Genomic DNA, 18108 nt, shown 5'->3' on the forward strand with positions numbered 1-18108 from the left:
GGCCACACGGCTGGTCAGATGGGAATCGGGAAACCCCGTGCCGGACGGCCGGGCTTGTGCGTCACATAGACAGGCCCGCCGCCTGAGTCAATCTTTGCAGGTCAGAACTTGACGATCACAGACAGCACGATCACTGCCATCAGCAGCGTCGGCACTTCGTTCATCATGCGATAGCGCCGTCCCGGGTGCCCCCTGCCCGCCACCAGGGCACGCCGCTGACCCGCGCACCACATATGAAACCAGGTCATGCCCAGGACACCGGCGGCCTTGGTCCAGGGCCAGACCATCGACCAGTCGACGATGCCGGGTGTCAGGACCAGTGTCAGTCCGCTGAGCCAGGTGGCGATCATCGCCGGGTTCATGATCAGGCGCAGCAGCTTGTCTTCCATGATGGTGAAGCTGCCTGCGGGTTCGGGCGTCCCGCCCCGTTCCGCGTGATAGACGAACAACCGTGGCAGATAGAACAACCCTGCCATCCAGGAAATCACCGCCATGACGTGAAACGCCTTGGCATAGGGATAGATCACCAAAAGCCAATCCAGCATCGCTGTTCTTCTTCTTAAATAGAAAGAAAGATAAAGGATGATGTTGATGTAGGGCCTGTGGACAGTGGGATAAAGCAGAAATTCCAAGATTCTCCCCCGGATCTGCTGGATGTGGATAATTCCGGGACGAAGGTGTCAAAAAAAGAAATAGTCATTATTTGTCAGCGTTATAAGATGTGGATAAATCTGTGGAGACGGTTGTCGTGGCGTGTTTTTCCACAGATCCGCCGGCGCAGATCCGGCAGTTATGCACCTGGGTGCGTATCGCGGCTGTTCGACGGATGTTCCGGTCCGATTGTAGCCACTTGCCCCTGCACTGGATCCTGCCCCCATGATTCGACCCGATTCCCCCCGGCTGTTATCCACAGCCCTGCTGGCGCACTGGCCATCCTGTTGCAAAAGGGCGCTTTTTTTCATGGCCGCCAGGATTTAGGGTAAAGCGAGCCAAGGGATGCCCGCCATGACCGACGATCAGCCAAGCCACCCTGCCCATGTTCCACTTGCCGGGGTGATCGGAATGCCGATTGCCCATTCCCGGTCGCCCCGCCTGCACGGCCACTGGCTGCGCCGCTATGGCATTGCCGGTCACTACATCCCCATGCCCGTCATGCCCGAACACCTGGCCGAGGTTCTGCGCGCCTTGCCCCGGCTGGGCTTCGTGGGGATCAACGTCACCATTCCCCATAAGCAGGCCGTGCTGACCCTGGCCGATGCCGTGACTGATCGTGCGGCGCTGATCGGGGCGGCCAATACGCTGATCTTCCGACCGGACGGCAAGATCCATGCGGACAATACGGACGGCTATGGCTTCGTGGCCAACCTGCGCCAGAACGCGCACGGCTGGCAGGCCGATGCCGGACCCGCCGCCGTGATCGGCGCGGGGGGCGCCGCACGGGCAGTTGTGGCCTCGCTTCTGGACAGCGGCGTCAAGGAACTGCGGATCACCAACCGGACCCGCATCCGGTCGGAACAGATCAAGGCCGAGTTCGGTGCCCGCCTGATTGTCTATGACTGGGCACAGGCGGGCAATATGCTGCAAGGCGCCGCCACTGTCGTGAACGCCACATCCCTGGGGATGGAGGGAAAGCAGCCCCTGTGCGTGCCGCTGGACGCCTTGTCGCCGGACGCCTTGGTCACGGATCTGGTCTATACGCCGTTGATGACGCCCTTTCTGCTGGAAGCGCAGGCGCGGGGATGCCGGGTGGTCGATGGGTTGGGAATGCTGCTGCATCAGGCAGCCCCCGGGTTCGAACGCTGGTTCGGCCGCCGGCCCGAGGTTGACGACGAAACCCGCCGGGTCGTTCTGGAATGACCTTTCGCCTGGGCCTGACCGGCAGCATCGGCATGGGCAAATCCACGACCGCGCAAATCTTTCGCGACCTGGGACATCCGGTCTGGGACGCCGATGCGGCGGTCCATCGCCTTTATGCGCCGGGCGGCGCGGCGGTCGGCCCGGTGGCCGTGGCCTTTCCGGCGGCCCTGCGGGACGGCGGCATCGACCGTGCCACGCTGAAATCCGCGATTGCTGACGACCCGGCGGCACTGGACCACCTGTCGGCCATCGTTCATCCCCTTGTCGCGGCGGACCGCGAGGCCCATGTCGCCCGCCATGCCGACGCGCCCTTGGTCGTTCTGGATATTCCGCTGCTGTTCGAAAACGGGTATCAGGCACAGATGGACGGCGTGGCGGTGGTGTCCACGGATGCGCAAACCCAGCGGCGGCGGGTAATGGCCCGACCGGGGATGACGGAAGATATGCTGGCCTTGGTCCTGTCGCGGCAGATGCCCGATGCGGAAAAACGGGCACGGGCCGACTGGATCATTCCAACCGACAGCCCAGAAGGCGCCCGCCAGGCCGTCGAGGACATTGTGAAGGAGATCGCCGCCCGTGCGTGAGATCGTGATGGATACCGAAACCACGGGTTTCGACGCGGACAAGGACGACCGCATCGTCGAAATCGGCGGGATCGAGCTGGTGAACCACTTGCCCACCGGGCGGGTTTTCCATGTCTATATCAACCCCGAACGCCCCATGCCCAAGGACGCATTCGAAGTGCATGGCCTGGGCGACGACTTCCTGCGCGACAAGCCGAAATTCGCCGATATCGTCCAGGGCTTTGTGGATTTCATCGGCGACGACGCGCGCCTGGTGATCCACAATGCCAGCTTCGACATGAAATTTCTGAATGCCGAATTCCGCCGCCTGGGCCGCCCTGCCCTGCCCTGGTCGCGTGCCTTGGACACCCTGGCCCTGGCGCGGGAAAAATTTCCCGGCTCGCCCGCGTCGCTGGACGCGCTGTGCCGCCGCTTTGGCGTGGACAACTCCAACCGGCAGCGGCACGGGGCGCTGCTGGACAGCGAATTGCTGGCCGAGGTTTATCTGGAACTGATCGGCGGCAGGCAGCCCGACCTGGTGCTGGACCAGCCCCGCGACAGCGTTGCCAGCGCCGGGCCGCAAGGCGGCACCGGCACCCGCGCCGCGCGCCGCGCGCCATTGCCCCCGCGCCTGACCCCGGCCGAGGCCGAGGCCCATGCCGAATTTGTCGCAGGGCTGGGCGAAAGCGCGATCTGGGCACGCTATACAGGTTGACAGATCCGCTTGCCGGTGACGCCATGGTGCTGGGCCGATCACAAGGGCGAAGGTGCCGATGCTGACCATGCTGCGCGAGATCTGGGCCTTTGTGGCGGCGGTTCTGGAACGCATGGACAAGATCCACATGGGCCTGATCGCCGCAGGCGTGGCTTTCTACGCCATGTTCGCGGTCTTTCCGGGCCTCGCCGCCATTATCGCCCTGTGGAGCCTTTGGTTCGATCCGAACGTGATCACGGCCTATCTGGATGTGGCGCATGAATTCCTGCCCGACGGCGCCGCGGACCTGATCGACGCGCAGATTATGTCGCTGACCTCGGCGGGCAGCACCTCGGTCGGGTGGGCATCTTTCGTGTCCTTCATGGTGGCCACCATTGCCGCCCGTGCCGGGGTCGAGGCGGTGGTGGGCGGCCTCAATGCGGCCTATGGGGTGCGGTCCCATTCGACGGTCTTCGGCTTTGTGCTGGCCTATGGGCTGACGCTGGCCATCGTGGGCATATCGCTGGCGGGACTGGCGACCATCGTCCTTGTGCCGATCCTGCTGAATTTCCAGGTCTTCGAACAGGTGCGCGGCTGGCTGGTGGCGGGCCTGCCCTGGGGCGCGATGTTCATCCTGGTGATCCTGGGGATCGGCATCCTGTATCGCTATGGGCCGAACGTGAAAACGCCGCGCACGCCGGTCTTTACCTGGGGGGCGGTCTTTGCGGCCTTCTTATGGGCCGTAGCCTCGGTCGCCTTTTCGGCCTATCTGAGCAGTTTCAACAGCTATAACCGGATCTATGGCTCCATCGGCACGGTGGTGGCCCTGCTGATGTGGTTCTATCTGGCCGGGTTTTCGGTCTTGCTGGGGGCGTTGATCAATGTCGAACTGGCCCGCCGCCGCCGCGTCCGCGCCGCCCGAGAGGCGCGCGCATCCCTGCTGGCGGATGTGAAAAAGGCGGCGGAATGATCCGCCGCCCTTGGTCGAAGGATTGCCCCTTCAGGCCGCGTCCAGCCCCTCGGTCGAGGCGAAGAACATCGCCTGGCTGACGGCGGACCGCACCTGCTCCTCGGAATAAGGCTTCGAGATCAGGAAGGCCGGTTCGGGCCGTTCGCCGGTCAGCAGCCGTTCGGGGAAGGCGGTGATGAAGATCACCGGGATGTCGCCCAGGTCGCGCAGCAGTTCGTTGACCGCGTCGATACCGGAGGATCCGTCGGCCAGCTGGATATCGGCCAGGATCAGATCCGGGCGGCTTTGGGCGGCCAGCTCGATGGCGGCGGTATGGGTGCGCGCCACGCCCGTGACCTCGTGGCCCATGGACTGGACGATGCCCTTCAGGTCCATGGCGATGATCATCTCGTCCTCGATCACCATGACCTTGCCGCGCAAGGTCGCGCTCATTTCCGACAGGGCGATCCCGACCAGTTCCTCGGCCTCGGCCTGGTCGATCTGCATGATGCGGGCGATCTGGTCGTAACGCAGTTCCTCGATCGTGCGCAGCAGCAAGGCCTCGCGGGAATTGGCGGTCAGGCCGCGCAGATGATCCTGCGCACGCGACTCGCGCGCGGTGCGGTCGCCGTCCTCGATCGGTTGGCCGGAACTCTGCCAGATGGCATGAAAGGTGCGGAACAGGCCGATGCGGGTATCGTCCTCGGCCTCCAGCACCGAGCGATCCGACAAGATCGCCTCCAGGGTGGCTGCGGCATAGTTGTCACCAGCACGCTGGCTGCCGGTCAGCGCACGCGCGTAACGCCGCAGATAGGGCAGCTCGCGCCCGATCGACTGGGCAAGGTCGGCAGACGACATGTTTCACATCCTTCGAATTTCACATATTGCGCGGAACCTATCCCAACCCCTACAGGTTGGACAACGTGCGCACAAGATTTCCGGGACTAACAAAATAATGACACCGAAGCGAGATGACCGTCGCAAGGCGGCAGTCGAAAAGCAGATTGACGAGAATTTGCGTCGGGCCTTTGAACAGGACACGACCGAACAGATTCCCGACCGTTTTCTGGCCCTTCTTGAACAATTGCGCGACCAGAAGTGACTCATTTGCAAAAGCGACGAAGCGCAGCGGTGGACGGTGACAGAATGAAGACTCCTGCAACGACGGATCCGCGCGACCAGTTGGTGGACCATTTGCCCGCCCTGCGCGCCTTTGCCTTGTCGTTGACGCGCGAAGGCGCAGGCGCCGACGATCTGGTCCAGGACACCATCGTCAAGGCCTGGACCAACATGGACAAGTTCCAGGCCGGCACAAACCTGCGGGCATGGCTGTTCACCATCCTGCGCAACACCTTCTATTCCGCGCGCCGCAAGACCAAGCGAGAGGTCAGCGACACCGACGGCATCCATGCCGCGCGCCAGGCCACGCGTCCCGATCACGACGGGCGATTGGCGCTCAAGGATTTCCGGGCGGCCTTCCAGCAACTGCCCGACGAGCAGCGGGAAGCGCTGATCCTGGTCGGCGCGTCCGGCTTTTCCTATGAGGAAGCGGCAGACATGACCGGCGTGGCCATCGGCACCGTCAAGTCACGGGCCAATCGCGGGCGGCGCAAGCTGGCCGAACTGCTGCACATGGAAAACGGTGAGGATCTGGACATGACCGATCAGGCGACCCTGGCCGTGATGGCGTCCAGCCACACCATCGCCCGCTAGGATACGCCGGTGCTCCGGCGGATCAGCGATCGGCTGGATTTCACGCGCAAGCTGGGGTTCCGGCTTGGTGCCCTTTTGTCGGTCGCGATCCTTCCGCTTGGCCTGATCTCGCTGATCCAGAACTTCAACCTGGTTCAAGAGGCCGAGCGTGGGGTCGAACTGGCCCTTCTGGGCCGCACGTCATCGGCTGCGGCGGGGGAACGGGCGCTGCTGCAAAGCGCCCTTGGCTCGGCCGACGCGCTTGGTCCGGCGGTGCTGGAATCGATGGACCGGCCGGAGCTTTGCGCCGATCTGATGCGCAATTTCATCGAACGCAGCGCGACCTATGTTTTTGCGGGCTTTGTGCCGCTGGACGGGATCAGTTCCTGCACCTCGTCCCCCCAGGACGGGCCTGTCGATTTCACCCCCTCGGAAGGCTATAAAAGGTTCATCGCCGAGCCGGGCACGCTGGTCACATCGCTGGACAGGGGAACAGTCACCCAGCGGTCCGTCGTCCTGGTCATGCAGCCCTTGTATCGCAACGGGCAGTTGCTGGGCTATATCGGCCTTTCGCTGACGAACGAGCTTTTGCGGTCCACCCACAATACCACCTTCGGCACCGAAGGCGCGCGGATCGTGACCTTCAACCAACGGGGCGAAATCCTGACATCGGACAGCGATGCCCAGGTTTCGACCCAGGATATCCTGCCGCAGAACATGGATCTGGCCGACCTGCTGTCCCGGACAGAGACGACCTTCAAGGCGCGTGCAGGCAACGGGCAGACGCGAATGTTCACCGTGGTTCCCGCCGTGCCGGGCCTGGTTTACGCGCTTGGAAGCTGGTCGCCCAAGACCGCCAGCGTGGGGCTGTTCCAGATTTCCCGACTGGGCGCGGTGACGATCCCCATGGCCTTGTGGCTGGTGTCGCTTGCCGTCGCCTATTTTGCGGTGTTCCGCATGGTCTTGCGCCATGTCAGCGTTCTGCGCAGCCAGATGCGCCGCTTTGCCATCGGCAACCGGTCCGAACCACCCCCCGTCCTGACCGATGCCCCGACCGAGATTTGCGATGTCAGCCAGACCTTTCACAACATGGCCCGCATCCTGATCCGCGACGAGGAAGCGATGGAGGAAGCGGTCGCCGAAAAGACCGTCCTGCTGAAAGAGGTTCACCACCGGGTCAAGAACAACCTCCAGCTGATCGCCTCGATCATCAACATGCAAAGCCGGGTGATCGACGATCCCGATGCCAAGCGTGTCCTGCGCTCGGTCCAGGACCGGGTGGCGGCCTTAGCGACCATCTATCGCAACCTGTATCAGGCCGAACACCTGGATGCGGTCGAGGCAGGGCGGCTGATCCAGGACATCGTCAACCAGATGGTTAGCGCATCCATGGAACCGGGCAGCGGCTTGCGGATCGAAACGCAGATCGAGACGCTGGTCCTGTTACCCGATCAGGCCGTACCCTTGTCGCTTCTGGCGACCGAGGCTTTCACCAATGCGCTGAAATATGCAGGTGTCGCCCCTGGCCAGGGCGCGCCCTGGGTCAGGATCAGCCTGACCTCGCCCGCGCCGGGCCGGGGCGTTCTGGAAATCGCCAACTCCATCGACGAAACCGACAAGTCGGGGGGAACCGGGCTGGGCAGCCAGTTGATCGATGCCTTTACCACGCAGCTCGAAGGACAGGCGACTGCCGGGATGGAAGGCAACAGCTTCCGGCTGCGGCTGGAATTCGCGGTCGAGACCGGGGATGTCGCGGCCGATGGACGCAATGTCGTCCTGACTTCGGCCGCACGGGCCGGGGCCCGGCATTAGGGCGCTTGTGCAAGGCGGCCGGGGCATTATCTTGGAACGCATGGATGCACCCGACACCTTTGATCTGACGACCGGCCGAGGGCTGATGGCCTGTCCGCGCTGCGATGCCCTGCACGTCGAGGAAGAACTGGAACCGGGCGAAACCGCCCGCTGTATCCGCTGCGGCGGGGTGCTGGCCAAGCCGCGCGGGGGGGCTTTCACCCAACTGATTGCCCTGGCATTCACGTCGATGGTGCTGATGATGGGGGCGGTGTTCTTTCCGTTTTTGGAAATATCGCGCATGGGATTTGGCAACGCGACATCGCTGTTCGGGGTGGGCATGGCCTTTGCCGACGGGGTGTTGCTGCCCCTGGTGCTGGCGGTCATGGCGATGATCGTCGGCCTGCCGGTCCTGCGGTCCTTTCTGCTGGTCTATACGCTGGCGCCGCTGGCGCAGGGCCGTGCGCCTTATCGCCACGCCGCACGGGCGTTTCGCTGGTCCGAACTGATGCGGCCCTGGTCCATGGCGGAAATCTTCGTGATCGGAACCGCGGTGGCCCTGGTCAAGGTCGCGGGACTTGCGACCGTCCATCTTGGTCCCGCCTTCTGGGCCTTCTGCGCGCTGATCCTGGTCAACCTCGCCTCGCGCGGGTTCATGTGCCAGACGACCATCTGGGATGCGATCGAGGACGCGGGCCTGCATACCGATGGCCGGGAAATGGCCCGGGGGCGCGCCTCGTGACCGTTGACGCGCCGGACGCGCCGATCATGACCGCGCATCGCGCCGGACTGCTGGGCTGTCGGTCCTGTGGCCGCGTCTGGCCCGAGGATCGGGAAACCTGCGACCGCTGCGGCGCGGATCTGGTGCCGCCCGACCGGCGCGGCCTGCAGAAGGTCTGGGCCTGGTGGGCGGCGGGACTGATCATGTATGTCCCCGCCAACCTGTTCCCGATGATGCGCACCCAGACATTCGCAGGCCTGCAAGGCAGTTCCGAGGCGACGATCCTGCAAGGCGTGGTCGAACTGATGCATTACGGCAATTACGACATCGCCATCATCGTCTTTGTCGCATCCGTCATCGTGCCGGGGGCCAAGTTCCTGGCGATCGCTTGGCTGGCGACGGTTGCCGGGCGGCCCGCGACCGTGGAACAGGCCCATACCCGCTTGAAAATCTATGAGGTGGTGGAATTCATCGGCCGATGGTCGATGATCGACGTGTTCGTGGTGGCGATCCTGTCGGCGCTTGTGCAACTGGGCTTTGTCGCCTCCATCCATCCCGGTCCTGCCGCCGTGTCTTTCGCGCTGTCTGTTGCCTTCACCATGCTTTCCGCGCAAAGCTTTGATCCAAGACTGATCTGGCGCGGCTTGCCGCTGCGAAGCCGGACGGGGACCGAGGGGCAGGACTGACATCGCGATGACCGAAACGCCGCCGCCCCCAAGACCGGCAAGCCCCGTGCGCAAGACGGCCGCGCGCGCCGCCCAGGCCGGGATCAACGTGATCTGGCTTGTTCCGATCATTGCCCTTGTCGTGACGCTGGGCATTGCCTGGAACGCCTATGCCGACCGGGGCGCCATGATCGAGGTTGAATTTGCCGACGCCACCGGCGTGACGCCCGGCGAAACGGCGCTGCGGTTTCGCGAAATCACCGTGGGCCAGGTTGAATCCGTAAGCTTTACCGCGGATCTGTCCCGCGTGGTCGTCAAGATTCGCGTGGACAAGGACGTTGCCCCTTATATCGACGCCGACGCCTCGTTCTGGATTGTCCGTCCGCAGGTCACGGCCCAGGGGGTCACGCGCCTGGACACGGTCCTGACCGGATCCTTTATCGAGGGATATTGGGACGCAAACGTGGGCGCGCCCCAGGATCGTTTCGTGGGCCAGGATCGCGCGCCCCTGATCCGCGAGGATACACCGGGCACCCAGGTGACGCTGGCGATGGAGAATGCCGACGGCATCAGCGAAGGCGCGCCGGTCCTGTATCGCGGGGTTCAGGTAGGCCGGATGGAAAACATCCGCCTGGCCGGAAGCGAGGATCAGGTCATTGCCGACGCCTTTATCGAGGCGCCCCATGACAAGCGCCTGACCACATCGACCGTGTTCTGGGACACTTCGGGTTTTTCGCTGTCGCTAGGCGCGTCGGGGGTGTCCTTCAGCGTCAATTCGCTGTCTTCGGTCCTGCAGGGGGGCGTGGCTTTCGACACCCTGGTCAGCGGCGGGCGGCCGGTCGAAGGTGGCCATGTCTATACCTTGCAGCCGGACGAGGAAACGGCGCGCAACGACATCTTGGCCAGCGACAATGCCGAACCCCTGCGCATCGCCATGCTGATCGACGATTCCCTGGAAGGCCTGGCTAAGGGCGCGGATGTGCAGTTCCAAGGCCTGCGCGTAGGCCAGGTCACCGATCTGGCCGTGTCGGTGGACGAACCGAGGGGCGAAATCCGGCAGATCGTGACCATGGCGATCTCGCCCGCGCGGTTGGGCCTTGCCCAGGATTCCACGCCCGAGGATGCCCTTTCCTTCCTGCAGCAGGCCGTGGCCGATGGCTTGCGCGCGCGCGTCGCCAGTGCCGGGTTCCTGGGCACATCGCTGATGGTCGAGCTGGTGGAAATCCCGAATGCCGAACCAGCCAGCATCAACCTGGACGCCAACCCGAACCCGATCATGCCCTCGGTCCCCGGCGATCTGGACGATTTCAGTGCAAGCGCCCAAAGCTTCCTGTCGCGCATGGGCAGCCTGCCGCTTGAAGACGTGCTGCAATCGGCCACCGACATGATGAACAGCATCACCGCCCTTGCCAGTTCCGACGATACCCGCGCCATTCCCGAAAGCCTGCGGCAGACATTGGACCAGACCCGCGATGCGGCCACCGATATAGGCGGCATGGCCCGCGACCTGCGCGAGGCGGGCACGGCGGAAAACATTGCCCGCCTGGTCGAGGAAGCCGCCGCCGCAGCCGAGGCCGTCAAGCTGGCCGCAGCCGATGCCCCCGAGATGGTCGAAAGCATCGACGCCGCCGCGGCTGCGGTCGAGGAGTTCAACTTTTCGGAAATCAGCGCCCAGGCCGAAGGAATCCTGGCCGACCTGCGCGCCATGCTGGGCAGCGAGGATGCCGAGCAACTGCCGCGCAACCTGTCAAACACGCTGGAAGCGGCATCGGGCCTGCTGAACGACCTGCGCGACGGCGATGCGGCGGGCAGCCTGAACAATGCCCTGGACAGCGCCAGCACTGCCGCGGATGAAATCGCCACCTCGGTCCAGCGGCTGCCGCAGTTGATCCAGCGTCTCGAGGCGGCGGCGGCGCGGGCCGACGGGGTGCTGGCCTCCTATGGCGACCGGTCGGCCTTCAACACCGAGGCGGTCAACATGCTGCGCGAACTGCGCCGCGCGACCGAGGCCTTCGGGTCGCTGGCCCGGCTGATCGAACGCAACCCCCGCGCCTTCATTCTGGGACGATGACATGACCCACAGCCTGCCCCTTGCCCTTGCCTGCCTTGGCCTTCTGGGACTGTCGGCCTGTTCCAACCCGGAAAAGACTGCGCGCTACATCATCGACCCGCCGGTGACGGGGGACCAGGTTCCAAACCGCCTGGGTAGCGCGGAACTGAAGGACGTGTCGCTGCCCGAATATGCGTCGGGGCAAGAGGTGGCCTTCCAGACCGAGGACGGCGCCGTGCGGTCGAACCCGCGCAACCTGTGGGCCGACAACCCGGAACGGGCATTCACCCTGTCGCTGGCCCGTGCGATTTCCGACGCATCCGGTGCGACCGTGATCAGCGAACCCTGGCCCCTGGCCGAACCCCCGCAGCGACGGCTGGAGGTTCGGGTCGAACGCGCCCTCGCCCAGGCCAATGGCACCTATCGCCTATCGGGGCGCTATTTCGTGTCGGACGAAGGCAGCGGCGGGGCGAACCACGCCCGCAGCTTCGACATTTCCGTGCCCTTGGGAACCACCGGGCCAGAGGCCTCGGCTGCGGCGGCGTCATCGGCCATTGCCATCTTGGCCCGGCAGATCGCCACCCTGTCCGGTCCCGGCCGCACGATTGCCACCTCGGCCGCCGTGGATCCCTTCGCCCTTGATCCGTTGTTCTAGGGCAAGAAATTTGGCGGATGGTGCAAAAACCATCCGCCAAACAACCCGCAAGGGACAGGACACTGGTTACACGGGGGAACTTGGCGGGTTGTCCCGATCCCGGTAATCGCCGGGACGGGGTTCAGGGTCGTCGTGCAGATCGGCCCGCCCCATGACGCGGACGATGACCGGCAGCACGAACTGGTCGAAACAGCTTCGGTCGGGGGCAAAGGCACCGGGACGACCGACGCCTCCGCAGTCTTCGCAATCCTCGATCCTGCCCCAGCAATTTGGGCAGGCACCCAGGGCGCAGGCCAGCATCTCGACATGATCGACAAGAAGCTGGTTTTCCTGCTCGAGCCGGCGAAACGCGGCCCAGGTCGGGCGGTCGGGTTCGGCGAGAGGAGCACCGTTCCCTGACCGCCCTGGTATCACCGTTTCCAGATCGTCGGACAGATGGACCGGCGCATTCCGCGCACCCCCCGGTCCACCGCCCAAGAGCTGAAGCGCGGCGATTACGTTGTTGAAATTCGGAATTGTGTCACCCGGCATGTCGTTCTTCCCTCTTGCTGCTGCCTAGCGAGGCGTCACCCCGTGCGACCGATCATCGGTTACAATGGAAGCAGTATTGGCCCGGGCCGTGAAACGGACGTGAAAGCAAGCCGAGGGAATCGCCTGAAAACCGTGAAATCCGACCGGGCGGGCGTTAATAATCCTTGAAACGCGCCGAAAGACCGATGACCGGCGTGGCCGTGGAGGGGAGGATCTGATTCGGGGTTGTCTCGTTCCAGGCCAACCGGCGAATCGCTGCCCGGTCGGCCGGGGTCATGCCCTCGGACAGTTGCCGGGCCAGCCAGCGGGTCAACTGCGGAGCCGCCAGAGATGTCCCCGAGGCGAGGGTGAAGCTGCCGCTGTCGCGACCGCGCACGATCATGCCGGGGCTGTTTCTTGCGCGGTCCACAGGCACCATGCAGTCGCCGGGCCTGATGTCGCCGCCAAGGCTGTCGGCATCCAACAGCGCCGTATAGATCGCCGCATCGTTCCCCTGTCCGCAAACCGCCCCCGCCCGCAGCGGCCAGTCGCCTGTGGCATAGGTATTGATCGTATCCTGGCGGATCACCAGGGAAGGCCCGCCATTCTTGTCGTCGGACGGAATCGGAAAGCCCGACGGATCGTGGCTTCGATAGGCGGGGTCTTGAAACCAGCTTTGCCGGGCACCCCGGCGGAACCCCCGGATCACCGCGTCGCGCTGCACGGACAGGTCATGGCGGGCGCCGGACAAGCCCTTGGCGATCCCCACCCGCCATTCGCCGGGCGGCGCAAAGGGATCCCCCAAGCGTTCGGGACAGGTCGGCGTGGCGATCACCGCGATCCCGTCGCGCCATCTGCCGCCCCGGGTCTGCTGTGGCGTGTAATAAGCCCGCGCCAGGGGGATCCCGTCCGGACCGCTCAGGATCGAGCATTGGCCAGGCTTCGTGAAGGCGGTCGTGGCAGGCCCCAGTCCGGGCACCGTCAGGGTGATCTGCAAACCGCCGCACGGGGGGTCGTCCTGGGGCGGACCCCAGATTTCGATGGCATTGATGGTCGTGTCGTCAGGGGGCAGGCGCCAGCCGACCGATTGGCCCGGCAGCAGGCGGGCACGCAGCCGGTCCTGCCGGTGATTGCCCGCTGGCAGCACGAAATGCACCGGATCCAGATCCGCAACCTGTTGCGCGGAAACGGCATCCATGAACCGTTCCAAAAGGCTGGATCCGTCGCGCGACCCGGCGGTCAGTCCAAGGCTGATGTTGATCACCACCGGCAAACGGGCCGGACCATGGCCCTGCCGTTCCATGAATCGGCACAGGCGCCTGGCACGATTGATGATGAAAAGGATCCCGGCAAGGATCGGGACAGGCGCCAGGGCACCCGTCGAATCGGCCGTGATCCTGGGCGGCAGGCAGACCGCGATGACCGGATGGTTCCTCGCCCGGCGGCAGGACGGATCGAAACCGGCGGCCAGGGGCGCCACCGCCGCGCCATGTCCTGTCTCGAACGCGCCGGAGGGGGTGGCAGGACGGGTCATGTCCACCGCCCCCGTGTGGCGATAGATAGCATCCTCCCCGCCCATGTCGCCGGCCAGCAGGTCCGACAATTCAGCCCCCCGCCATTCCGCGCCGAATGGAAGGTCTGTGGTCCGGCCGGCCCGAGGCCTCGCGTCCTGCAGCCAGACCGCGGCCATGCGCGACAGGTTGCCGGGCAGCGTGAACCGCTGATGAACAAAGGGGATTGCGTCGTCGATCACCCCGATGATGCAGCCGGTCTTTGGATCGGGCAGGGCGCCCGGGGACATCCAGGCCAGGGCCGGATCCCCGCAATCATCCTGGTCCCCTTTTGCAGGATGGGCGTTCAATGCATCGGGCGACAGGAAACCTCTGTGATCCTTCAGAAAATCCCGAAAGGCCCCCAGGATGTTCTCGGTCTCGATCATCTTTCGAACGTCCGGCAGATCAGATCGTGCAACGCCTCTTCAAGCTTCACCAACAGATCTGCATCGGCCCTTTGCCCGGGTGGTTCGCCCGAGGAAACCTTGGTCCGATGCGCCTGCAGGTCATGATGGTAATGCAGATAGGACGACAGCCCGGGCTGAGACATATGAGCCGCGTAGGGTTCGGACCAGCGGACCGGGGGCGGGTCTTCCTTCATGACCACCGGTCCCCCCATTCCTTTGCCGCGCGCTGGCACAGCGATGTCCACAAGGGCGCCGGGCGTGCCGTGGTCGCGTCATCATTGAACCGGGTCGAGGGATCCTGGTTCGTCACCATCTGGTTCAGGATGGCGTAATGAAAATCGCGGGGCGTCCCCGCACCCCCGTTGAACGCGCCGCCGTCGAATGTCGCCGACCCCAACTGGCCGTTCGATCCGCGCGCCATCAGGTAACGCCCCAACTGGATGCCCAGCACCGCCCCCGCCGCGCTGTCGATGGGGAAATGCACCCCCGCAACCGTCCGGTTGATCGCGATGCGGCAGGCCAGGCGATAGATCTGGCTGTCGCTGACCACCTTGGCTGCCGGGTCATCCAGAAGCGACAGCATCGTCGCCAGGGTGAACATCTGCGTCGCATGGCCGCTGGGCAGCGTGGGATGAGCTGGTTCGGGGATCATCGGCTGGATGCGGTCGCTGAACTGATTGGGCCGGGGGCAGCCAAGCGCCAGCTTGACCCGCATCACCACGGGCGTGACCAGGGCCAGCCCCAGTTCCAGCATCTCGGCCAGGGCCGGGTTGCGGACAGGGTCAAGGGGCAAGATGCTGGCCAGGAAGGGGATCAGGTATTGCTGCTGGGCCAAGATCTCGGCCATGCGATCGGACCGCAGCTCGGCATAGTTGACAACCAGGGGCGCGGCGTTGGCGAAATCCGCCACATCCGGACGGGTGATCTTGGCAAGGGGGACATATGCGGCCGCCCCGCAACCGGCCAGGCGCCGTTCCACTGCAATCGCTTGCGATGTTTCCTGCGTCGGGCTGTAATCCTCGGCGACGAAGGCAAGGTCTTCCAGCAACTCGGACATCAGGACGGCATCGCGATAATCGCGCGGCAAGCGGTACAACCGGTCGGCGATTTTCAACCTGCTTGGCTTGGTCTGCGGAAGGGCGATGGTTTCCGTGCCGACAATAGCATCGCGAGATCGCATCAGGGCGGCGGCCAAAAGATCATCAACAGACGCCCAACCTAAGCCTTGCCCGTTTTGCCCATTCTGACCGTTCTGTCCATTTTGCCCGTTTTGTGTGTTAAGCAAGGACATCGCTCAACCTCATAAACCAATATGAATCGAAAACACTGTATCTTTGCCGTAAGGTAAAGCGTAACAAATACCGGGTATTTCTCCTACGTATTTCTCGCATGCAGTCGCTGACGCTTCGCCTCATGGGGCCGGTCGAACTGACCGGGCCGGGAAACCTGCGCCTCACACCGCGCGGCATGCGGGCGCGTGGCGCATTGGCGGTGATAGGCAGCGCGACGGCCATGCGGGTGATGCGCGCGAGATTGCAGGATCTGCTGTTCAGCACGCGCGATCCCGATCATGCCAATGCCAGCCTGCGCCAGGTGCTGCGCGAAATTCGCGTCAGCTTGGGAACTGCGCGCGATGCCTTGGTCAGCGGACCAGGATGGGTGGGCCTGGACAGCGGCATTGTCCGGCTGGACATGACCGCCCGGCCCGGCCCCGACGGGCAGATGCCGGAATTTGCCGCCGACCTGGACATCCCCGATCCAGAATTCGAAGACTGGCTGCGCGACGCGCGGATGCACGCGGAACAGGCCGTCACCCCATCCGCGCCCGAGCCGTCGCTGTTGCCGGTCCTGCTGACAGCGGAACCTGTCGCGGGCGACAGCGAAACTGCCGTGATTGCGTCAATCATCTTGGGCGAGGCGGCGGGCCGGGTCTGCGACCTGGTACCAATGGTCGCCATGCCCGACCGGACGGAACCGGGGCAGTCCGCCATTGTCCTGTCGGCCATGGCCAACCGTTCGGGCCAGACCATTCACATGCTTGTCAAGCTGGCTCATCGACCCAGCAGCCGGTTATTCTGGTCGCATAAGTTCGTGTTGAACGCAGGCGACCTGACTGCTGCCATGGCCGATTGTGCCACCGAAATCTGCGTCGGCATCCTTCGCGTCCTGGAGGCGGTGCGCACCATTGACGCGGCGCTTGGCGTGTCCCTTACCGATGTGTTCAGCTACAACGAAGCGCGACTGCACCGGGCCGAGCAGGCGTTGAGGAACATGGACGACGGGGTCAACGCATCCCTGACCAAAGCATTGCGGGCTTGGGTGATGACCACGCAGGTATTCGAACGCCTGGTACCTGATCCGCGAAGCAGCATTCAAGAGGCCCAGGAACTTGCGACAAAGGCACGCGAAGCTGATCCCTACAGCGCAACCGCCCTGGCGGTAGGATCGGTGGTCGAAGGCTATCTGGACCATGGCCAGGTCAGCCTTTGGCTGGCGCAGCAGGCAGTGCAGATGGATCCGCGAAACTTCGTGGCACGCAATGCCTATTCCCAGGCCCTGACTGATCTGGGCCACCACAAGGAGGCCTATCGCGAAGCGCAGGCGGGGCTGGCCGAGGCGCTGCCGGTCCTGAACCCCGCCACCTTGCAGATGCGCCTGGGTATCGCACTGACGCGGCTTGGCCGCTTCGACGAGGCCGAACAGCGATTCGAGACGGTCCAGCAGTTCGCCCCGGAAAATCGTCCCTCGCTGCGGTTCCTCGCGGCCCTGCGGTACCACCGCCATGACGAAGCAGGCGCGCTGGCGGCGCTTGAATCCCTGCGCAGGGTCGAGCCTGGCTTTACCCTGGATCTGATGCGCAGCGACGGCTATCCGGTCGCCACCCTGCGCCAGGGAGGATTGCTGGGCGTCACCCGGTCGGGACTGATCTAGCGGCCCTCGTCGGCCAGGATCCTTTCCGCTTCCTCGACCATCGGGTTCCAGTCGAACCGCGCGACGATGATGCCATGGTCGTTGTATCCAAGGCGCTTGCGGTCGCCATCCGTTGCGGTCAGGTGATCGTTCAGAACCCGCATTTCCCTGAACGACCATGAACGGATCGCCGAATGGTCGTAAAAGGAATCCGACACCAGGATGTGATCCAGCGATTCCATCTGGTTCTGGAAAACATAGGTGTAATACACGTGCCGGAACGACCGGAGCTGTTGCAGCTTTTCGACCGTGTAAAGGCCCGTGTCCGACTTGTTTCCAGCCGTGCTTTTGGCAAAGAACCGATAACCCGGATTTCCCGTCAGCAATTCGGTCGAGACCGAGGTGGTGGCATCGTTCAGATCGCCAAGGACCACCACCGGCTTGTCGTTCCTGCGCATTTCGTCGTTCAGGATGGCGCGGAAGGCCCCGGCCTCGACCATGCGGCGGACATGGGACACCACGGTCTGCGCGATGAACTTGTGTCGCCGCAGCACTGGATTGTCATCGTCGGCGCGCAGGGATGTCGGCCCCTTGGACTTCAGATGGGCGACAAAGACGGTGATGTCGGGCGTCCCGTCGGCCTTGTTCACCAGAACCTGCAGCAGGGGACGAGAGAACTTGCGGATCGTGACGCTGACCGATTCCTCGGCGTCGCGGGATTCCTGCAGGTCGGTGAAGCGCGCATCCTCGGGCAGGTCCGCGATCCATTCGGGCGGGCCTTGCAGCATCCCCTTGCGCACCGCAAGCGCCACCTGGATGCCGGGCGGTTCGGTGGTGCGGGCCACCAGGTCATAGCGGCCCTTCAGCGCCGGACGCTCAAAGATCTCGGCCAAAGCCTTTGCATCCCAGCATTCCTGGAAACCGATGATATCGGCGTCGATATCGTCCAGAATCCGTTCGGAAAAGGCGATCTTTGCGTCGTATTGAGCATCAGACCAGCCGTCGTCGTCATAGATCGGCTGGCCCGGCAGGTTGAGGTTCAACAGGTTGAAATTGGCGATGCTGATGTCTTTGCGGGCCATTGCGACACC

At 64.2% G+C, this 18108-nt stretch carries 19 protein-coding genes; 12 read left to right on the plus strand and 7 right to left on the minus strand.

Going from position 1 to position 18108, the window contains the following annotated elements:
* Window positions 1-101 precede the first annotated feature (101 nt).
* Window positions 102-545 (minus strand): CopD family protein, encoded by a 444-nt coding sequence (locus LZ585_RS00420; RefSeq protein ID WP_234854426.1) that lies wholly within the window; start codon window positions 543-545, stop codon window positions 102-104.
* Between the two features lie 460 nt (window positions 546-1005).
* On the opposite strand from LZ585_RS00420, the gene LZ585_RS00425 reads away from it, so the two are divergent.
* The 4 genes from LZ585_RS00425 to LZ585_RS00440 are packed head-to-tail and all read left to right on the plus strand — an operon-like array spanning window position 1006 to window position 4084.
* Window positions 1006-1857, plus strand: a complete 852-nt coding sequence (locus LZ585_RS00425) for a shikimate dehydrogenase (protein ID WP_234854428.1) — start codon at window positions 1006-1008, stop codon at window positions 1855-1857.
* Window positions 1854-2441, plus strand: a complete 588-nt coding sequence (gene coaE, locus LZ585_RS00430) for a dephospho-CoA kinase (protein ID WP_234854429.1) — start codon at window positions 1854-1856, stop codon at window positions 2439-2441. Before LZ585_RS00425 ends, coaE begins: the two co-directional genes overlap by 4 nt.
* Window positions 2434-3135 carry a DNA polymerase III subunit epsilon gene (dnaQ, locus tag LZ585_RS00435; RefSeq protein WP_234854431.1) on the plus strand — a complete coding sequence of 234 codons (702 nt, stop codon included), beginning with the start codon at window positions 2434-2436 and terminating at the stop codon, window positions 3133-3135. The genes coaE and dnaQ overlap by 8 nt, the downstream gene beginning before the upstream one ends.
* A gap of 58 nt (window positions 3136-3193) precedes the next feature.
* Entirely contained in the window at window positions 3194-4084 is an 891-nt protein-coding gene (locus LZ585_RS00440) for a YihY/virulence factor BrkB family protein (RefSeq protein ID WP_234855862.1), read from the plus strand.
* Window positions 4085-4114: 30 nt separating this feature from the next.
* On the opposite strand, the gene LZ585_RS00445 is transcribed toward LZ585_RS00440, so the two are convergent.
* Window positions 4115-4921, minus strand: a complete 807-nt coding sequence (locus LZ585_RS00445; RefSeq protein WP_234854432.1) for a response regulator — start codon at window positions 4919-4921, stop codon at window positions 4115-4117.
* Window positions 4922-5018: 97 nt separating this feature from the next.
* On the opposite strand from LZ585_RS00445, the gene LZ585_RS00450 reads away from it, so the two are divergent.
* The 7 genes from LZ585_RS00450 to LZ585_RS00480 are packed head-to-tail and all read left to right on the plus strand — an operon-like array spanning window position 5019 to window position 11637.
* Entirely contained in the window at window positions 5019-5165 is a 147-nt protein-coding gene (locus tag LZ585_RS00450; protein ID WP_234854434.1) for a NepR family anti-sigma factor, read from the plus strand.
* Window positions 5166-5209: 44 nt separating this feature from the next.
* Window positions 5210-5776, plus strand: coding sequence for an RNA polymerase sigma factor (locus LZ585_RS00455; protein ID WP_234854436.1), 567 nt, complete (start codon window positions 5210-5212; stop codon window positions 5774-5776).
* A 9-nt stretch (window positions 5777-5785) separates the two neighbouring features.
* A complete protein-coding gene (locus LZ585_RS00460) occupies window positions 5786-7567 on the plus strand; it encodes a sensor histidine kinase (RefSeq protein WP_234854437.1) in 1782 nt (593 codons plus the stop codon).
* A gap of 40 nt (window positions 7568-7607) precedes the next feature.
* Window positions 7608-8288 (plus strand): paraquat-inducible protein A, encoded by a 681-nt coding sequence (locus LZ585_RS00465; protein WP_234854438.1) that lies wholly within the window; start codon window positions 7608-7610, stop codon window positions 8286-8288.
* 26 nt (window positions 8289-8314) lie between these two features.
* Window positions 8315-8953, plus strand: a complete 639-nt coding sequence (locus LZ585_RS00470) for a paraquat-inducible protein A (RefSeq protein ID WP_234855863.1) — start codon at window positions 8315-8317, stop codon at window positions 8951-8953.
* Window positions 8954-8960: 7 nt separating this feature from the next.
* Window positions 8961-11003, plus strand: a complete 2043-nt coding sequence (locus LZ585_RS00475) for a PqiB family protein (protein ID WP_234854440.1) — start codon at window positions 8961-8963, stop codon at window positions 11001-11003.
* Window position 11004: 1 nt separating this feature from the next.
* Window positions 11005-11637, plus strand: a complete 633-nt coding sequence (locus tag LZ585_RS00480) for a PqiC family protein (RefSeq protein WP_234854441.1) — start codon at window positions 11005-11007, stop codon at window positions 11635-11637.
* Between the two features lie 66 nt (window positions 11638-11703).
* Here the strand turns inward: LZ585_RS00480 and LZ585_RS00485 are convergent, their stop codons facing one another.
* The 4 genes from LZ585_RS00485 to LZ585_RS00500 form a co-directional block, all read right to left on the minus strand.
* The gene (locus tag LZ585_RS00485) at window positions 11704-12168 is read right to left on the minus strand and encodes a hypothetical protein (protein ID WP_234854442.1); all 465 of its coding nucleotides are present in this window, start codon (window positions 12166-12168) and stop codon (window positions 11704-11706) included.
* Window positions 12169-12322: 154 nt separating this feature from the next.
* A complete protein-coding gene (locus LZ585_RS00490; protein ID WP_234854444.1) occupies window positions 12323-14086 on the minus strand; it encodes a S8/S53 family peptidase in 1764 nt (587 codons plus the stop codon).
* Complete coding sequence (locus LZ585_RS00495; protein ID WP_234854446.1) at window positions 14083-14301, minus strand: hypothetical protein; 219 nt, start codon at window positions 14299-14301, stop codon at window positions 14083-14085. The genes LZ585_RS00490 and LZ585_RS00495 overlap by 4 nt, the downstream gene beginning before the upstream one ends.
* Window positions 14298-15287 carry a phosphatase PAP2 family protein gene (locus LZ585_RS00500; protein WP_234854448.1) on the minus strand — a complete coding sequence of 330 codons (990 nt, stop codon included), beginning with the start codon at window positions 15285-15287 and terminating at the stop codon, window positions 14298-14300. Before LZ585_RS00500 ends, LZ585_RS00495 begins: the two co-directional genes overlap by 4 nt.
* Before the next feature lie 209 nt (window positions 15288-15496).
* On the opposite strand from LZ585_RS00500, the gene LZ585_RS00505 reads away from it, so the two are divergent.
* Window positions 15497-17038: an SARP family transcriptional regulator gene (locus LZ585_RS00505; protein ID WP_234854450.1), complete on the plus strand. Its 1542-nt coding sequence runs from the start codon at window positions 15497-15499 to the stop codon at window positions 17036-17038.
* On the opposite strand, the gene LZ585_RS00510 is transcribed toward LZ585_RS00505, so the two are convergent.
* On the minus strand, window positions 17035-18099 hold the full coding sequence (locus tag LZ585_RS00510) for an endonuclease/exonuclease/phosphatase family protein (protein ID WP_234854451.1): 1065 nt from the start codon (window positions 18097-18099) through the stop codon (window positions 17035-17037). The two genes, LZ585_RS00505 and LZ585_RS00510, sit on opposite strands and share 4 nt — an antisense overlap.
* Between the last annotated feature and the right edge of the window lie 9 nt (window positions 18100-18108).

Origin of the sequence: Paracoccus everestensis, from assembly GCF_021491915.1 — a bacterium.
Classification (GTDB): Bacteria; Pseudomonadota; Alphaproteobacteria; order Rhodobacterales; family Rhodobacteraceae; genus Paracoccus; species Paracoccus everestensis.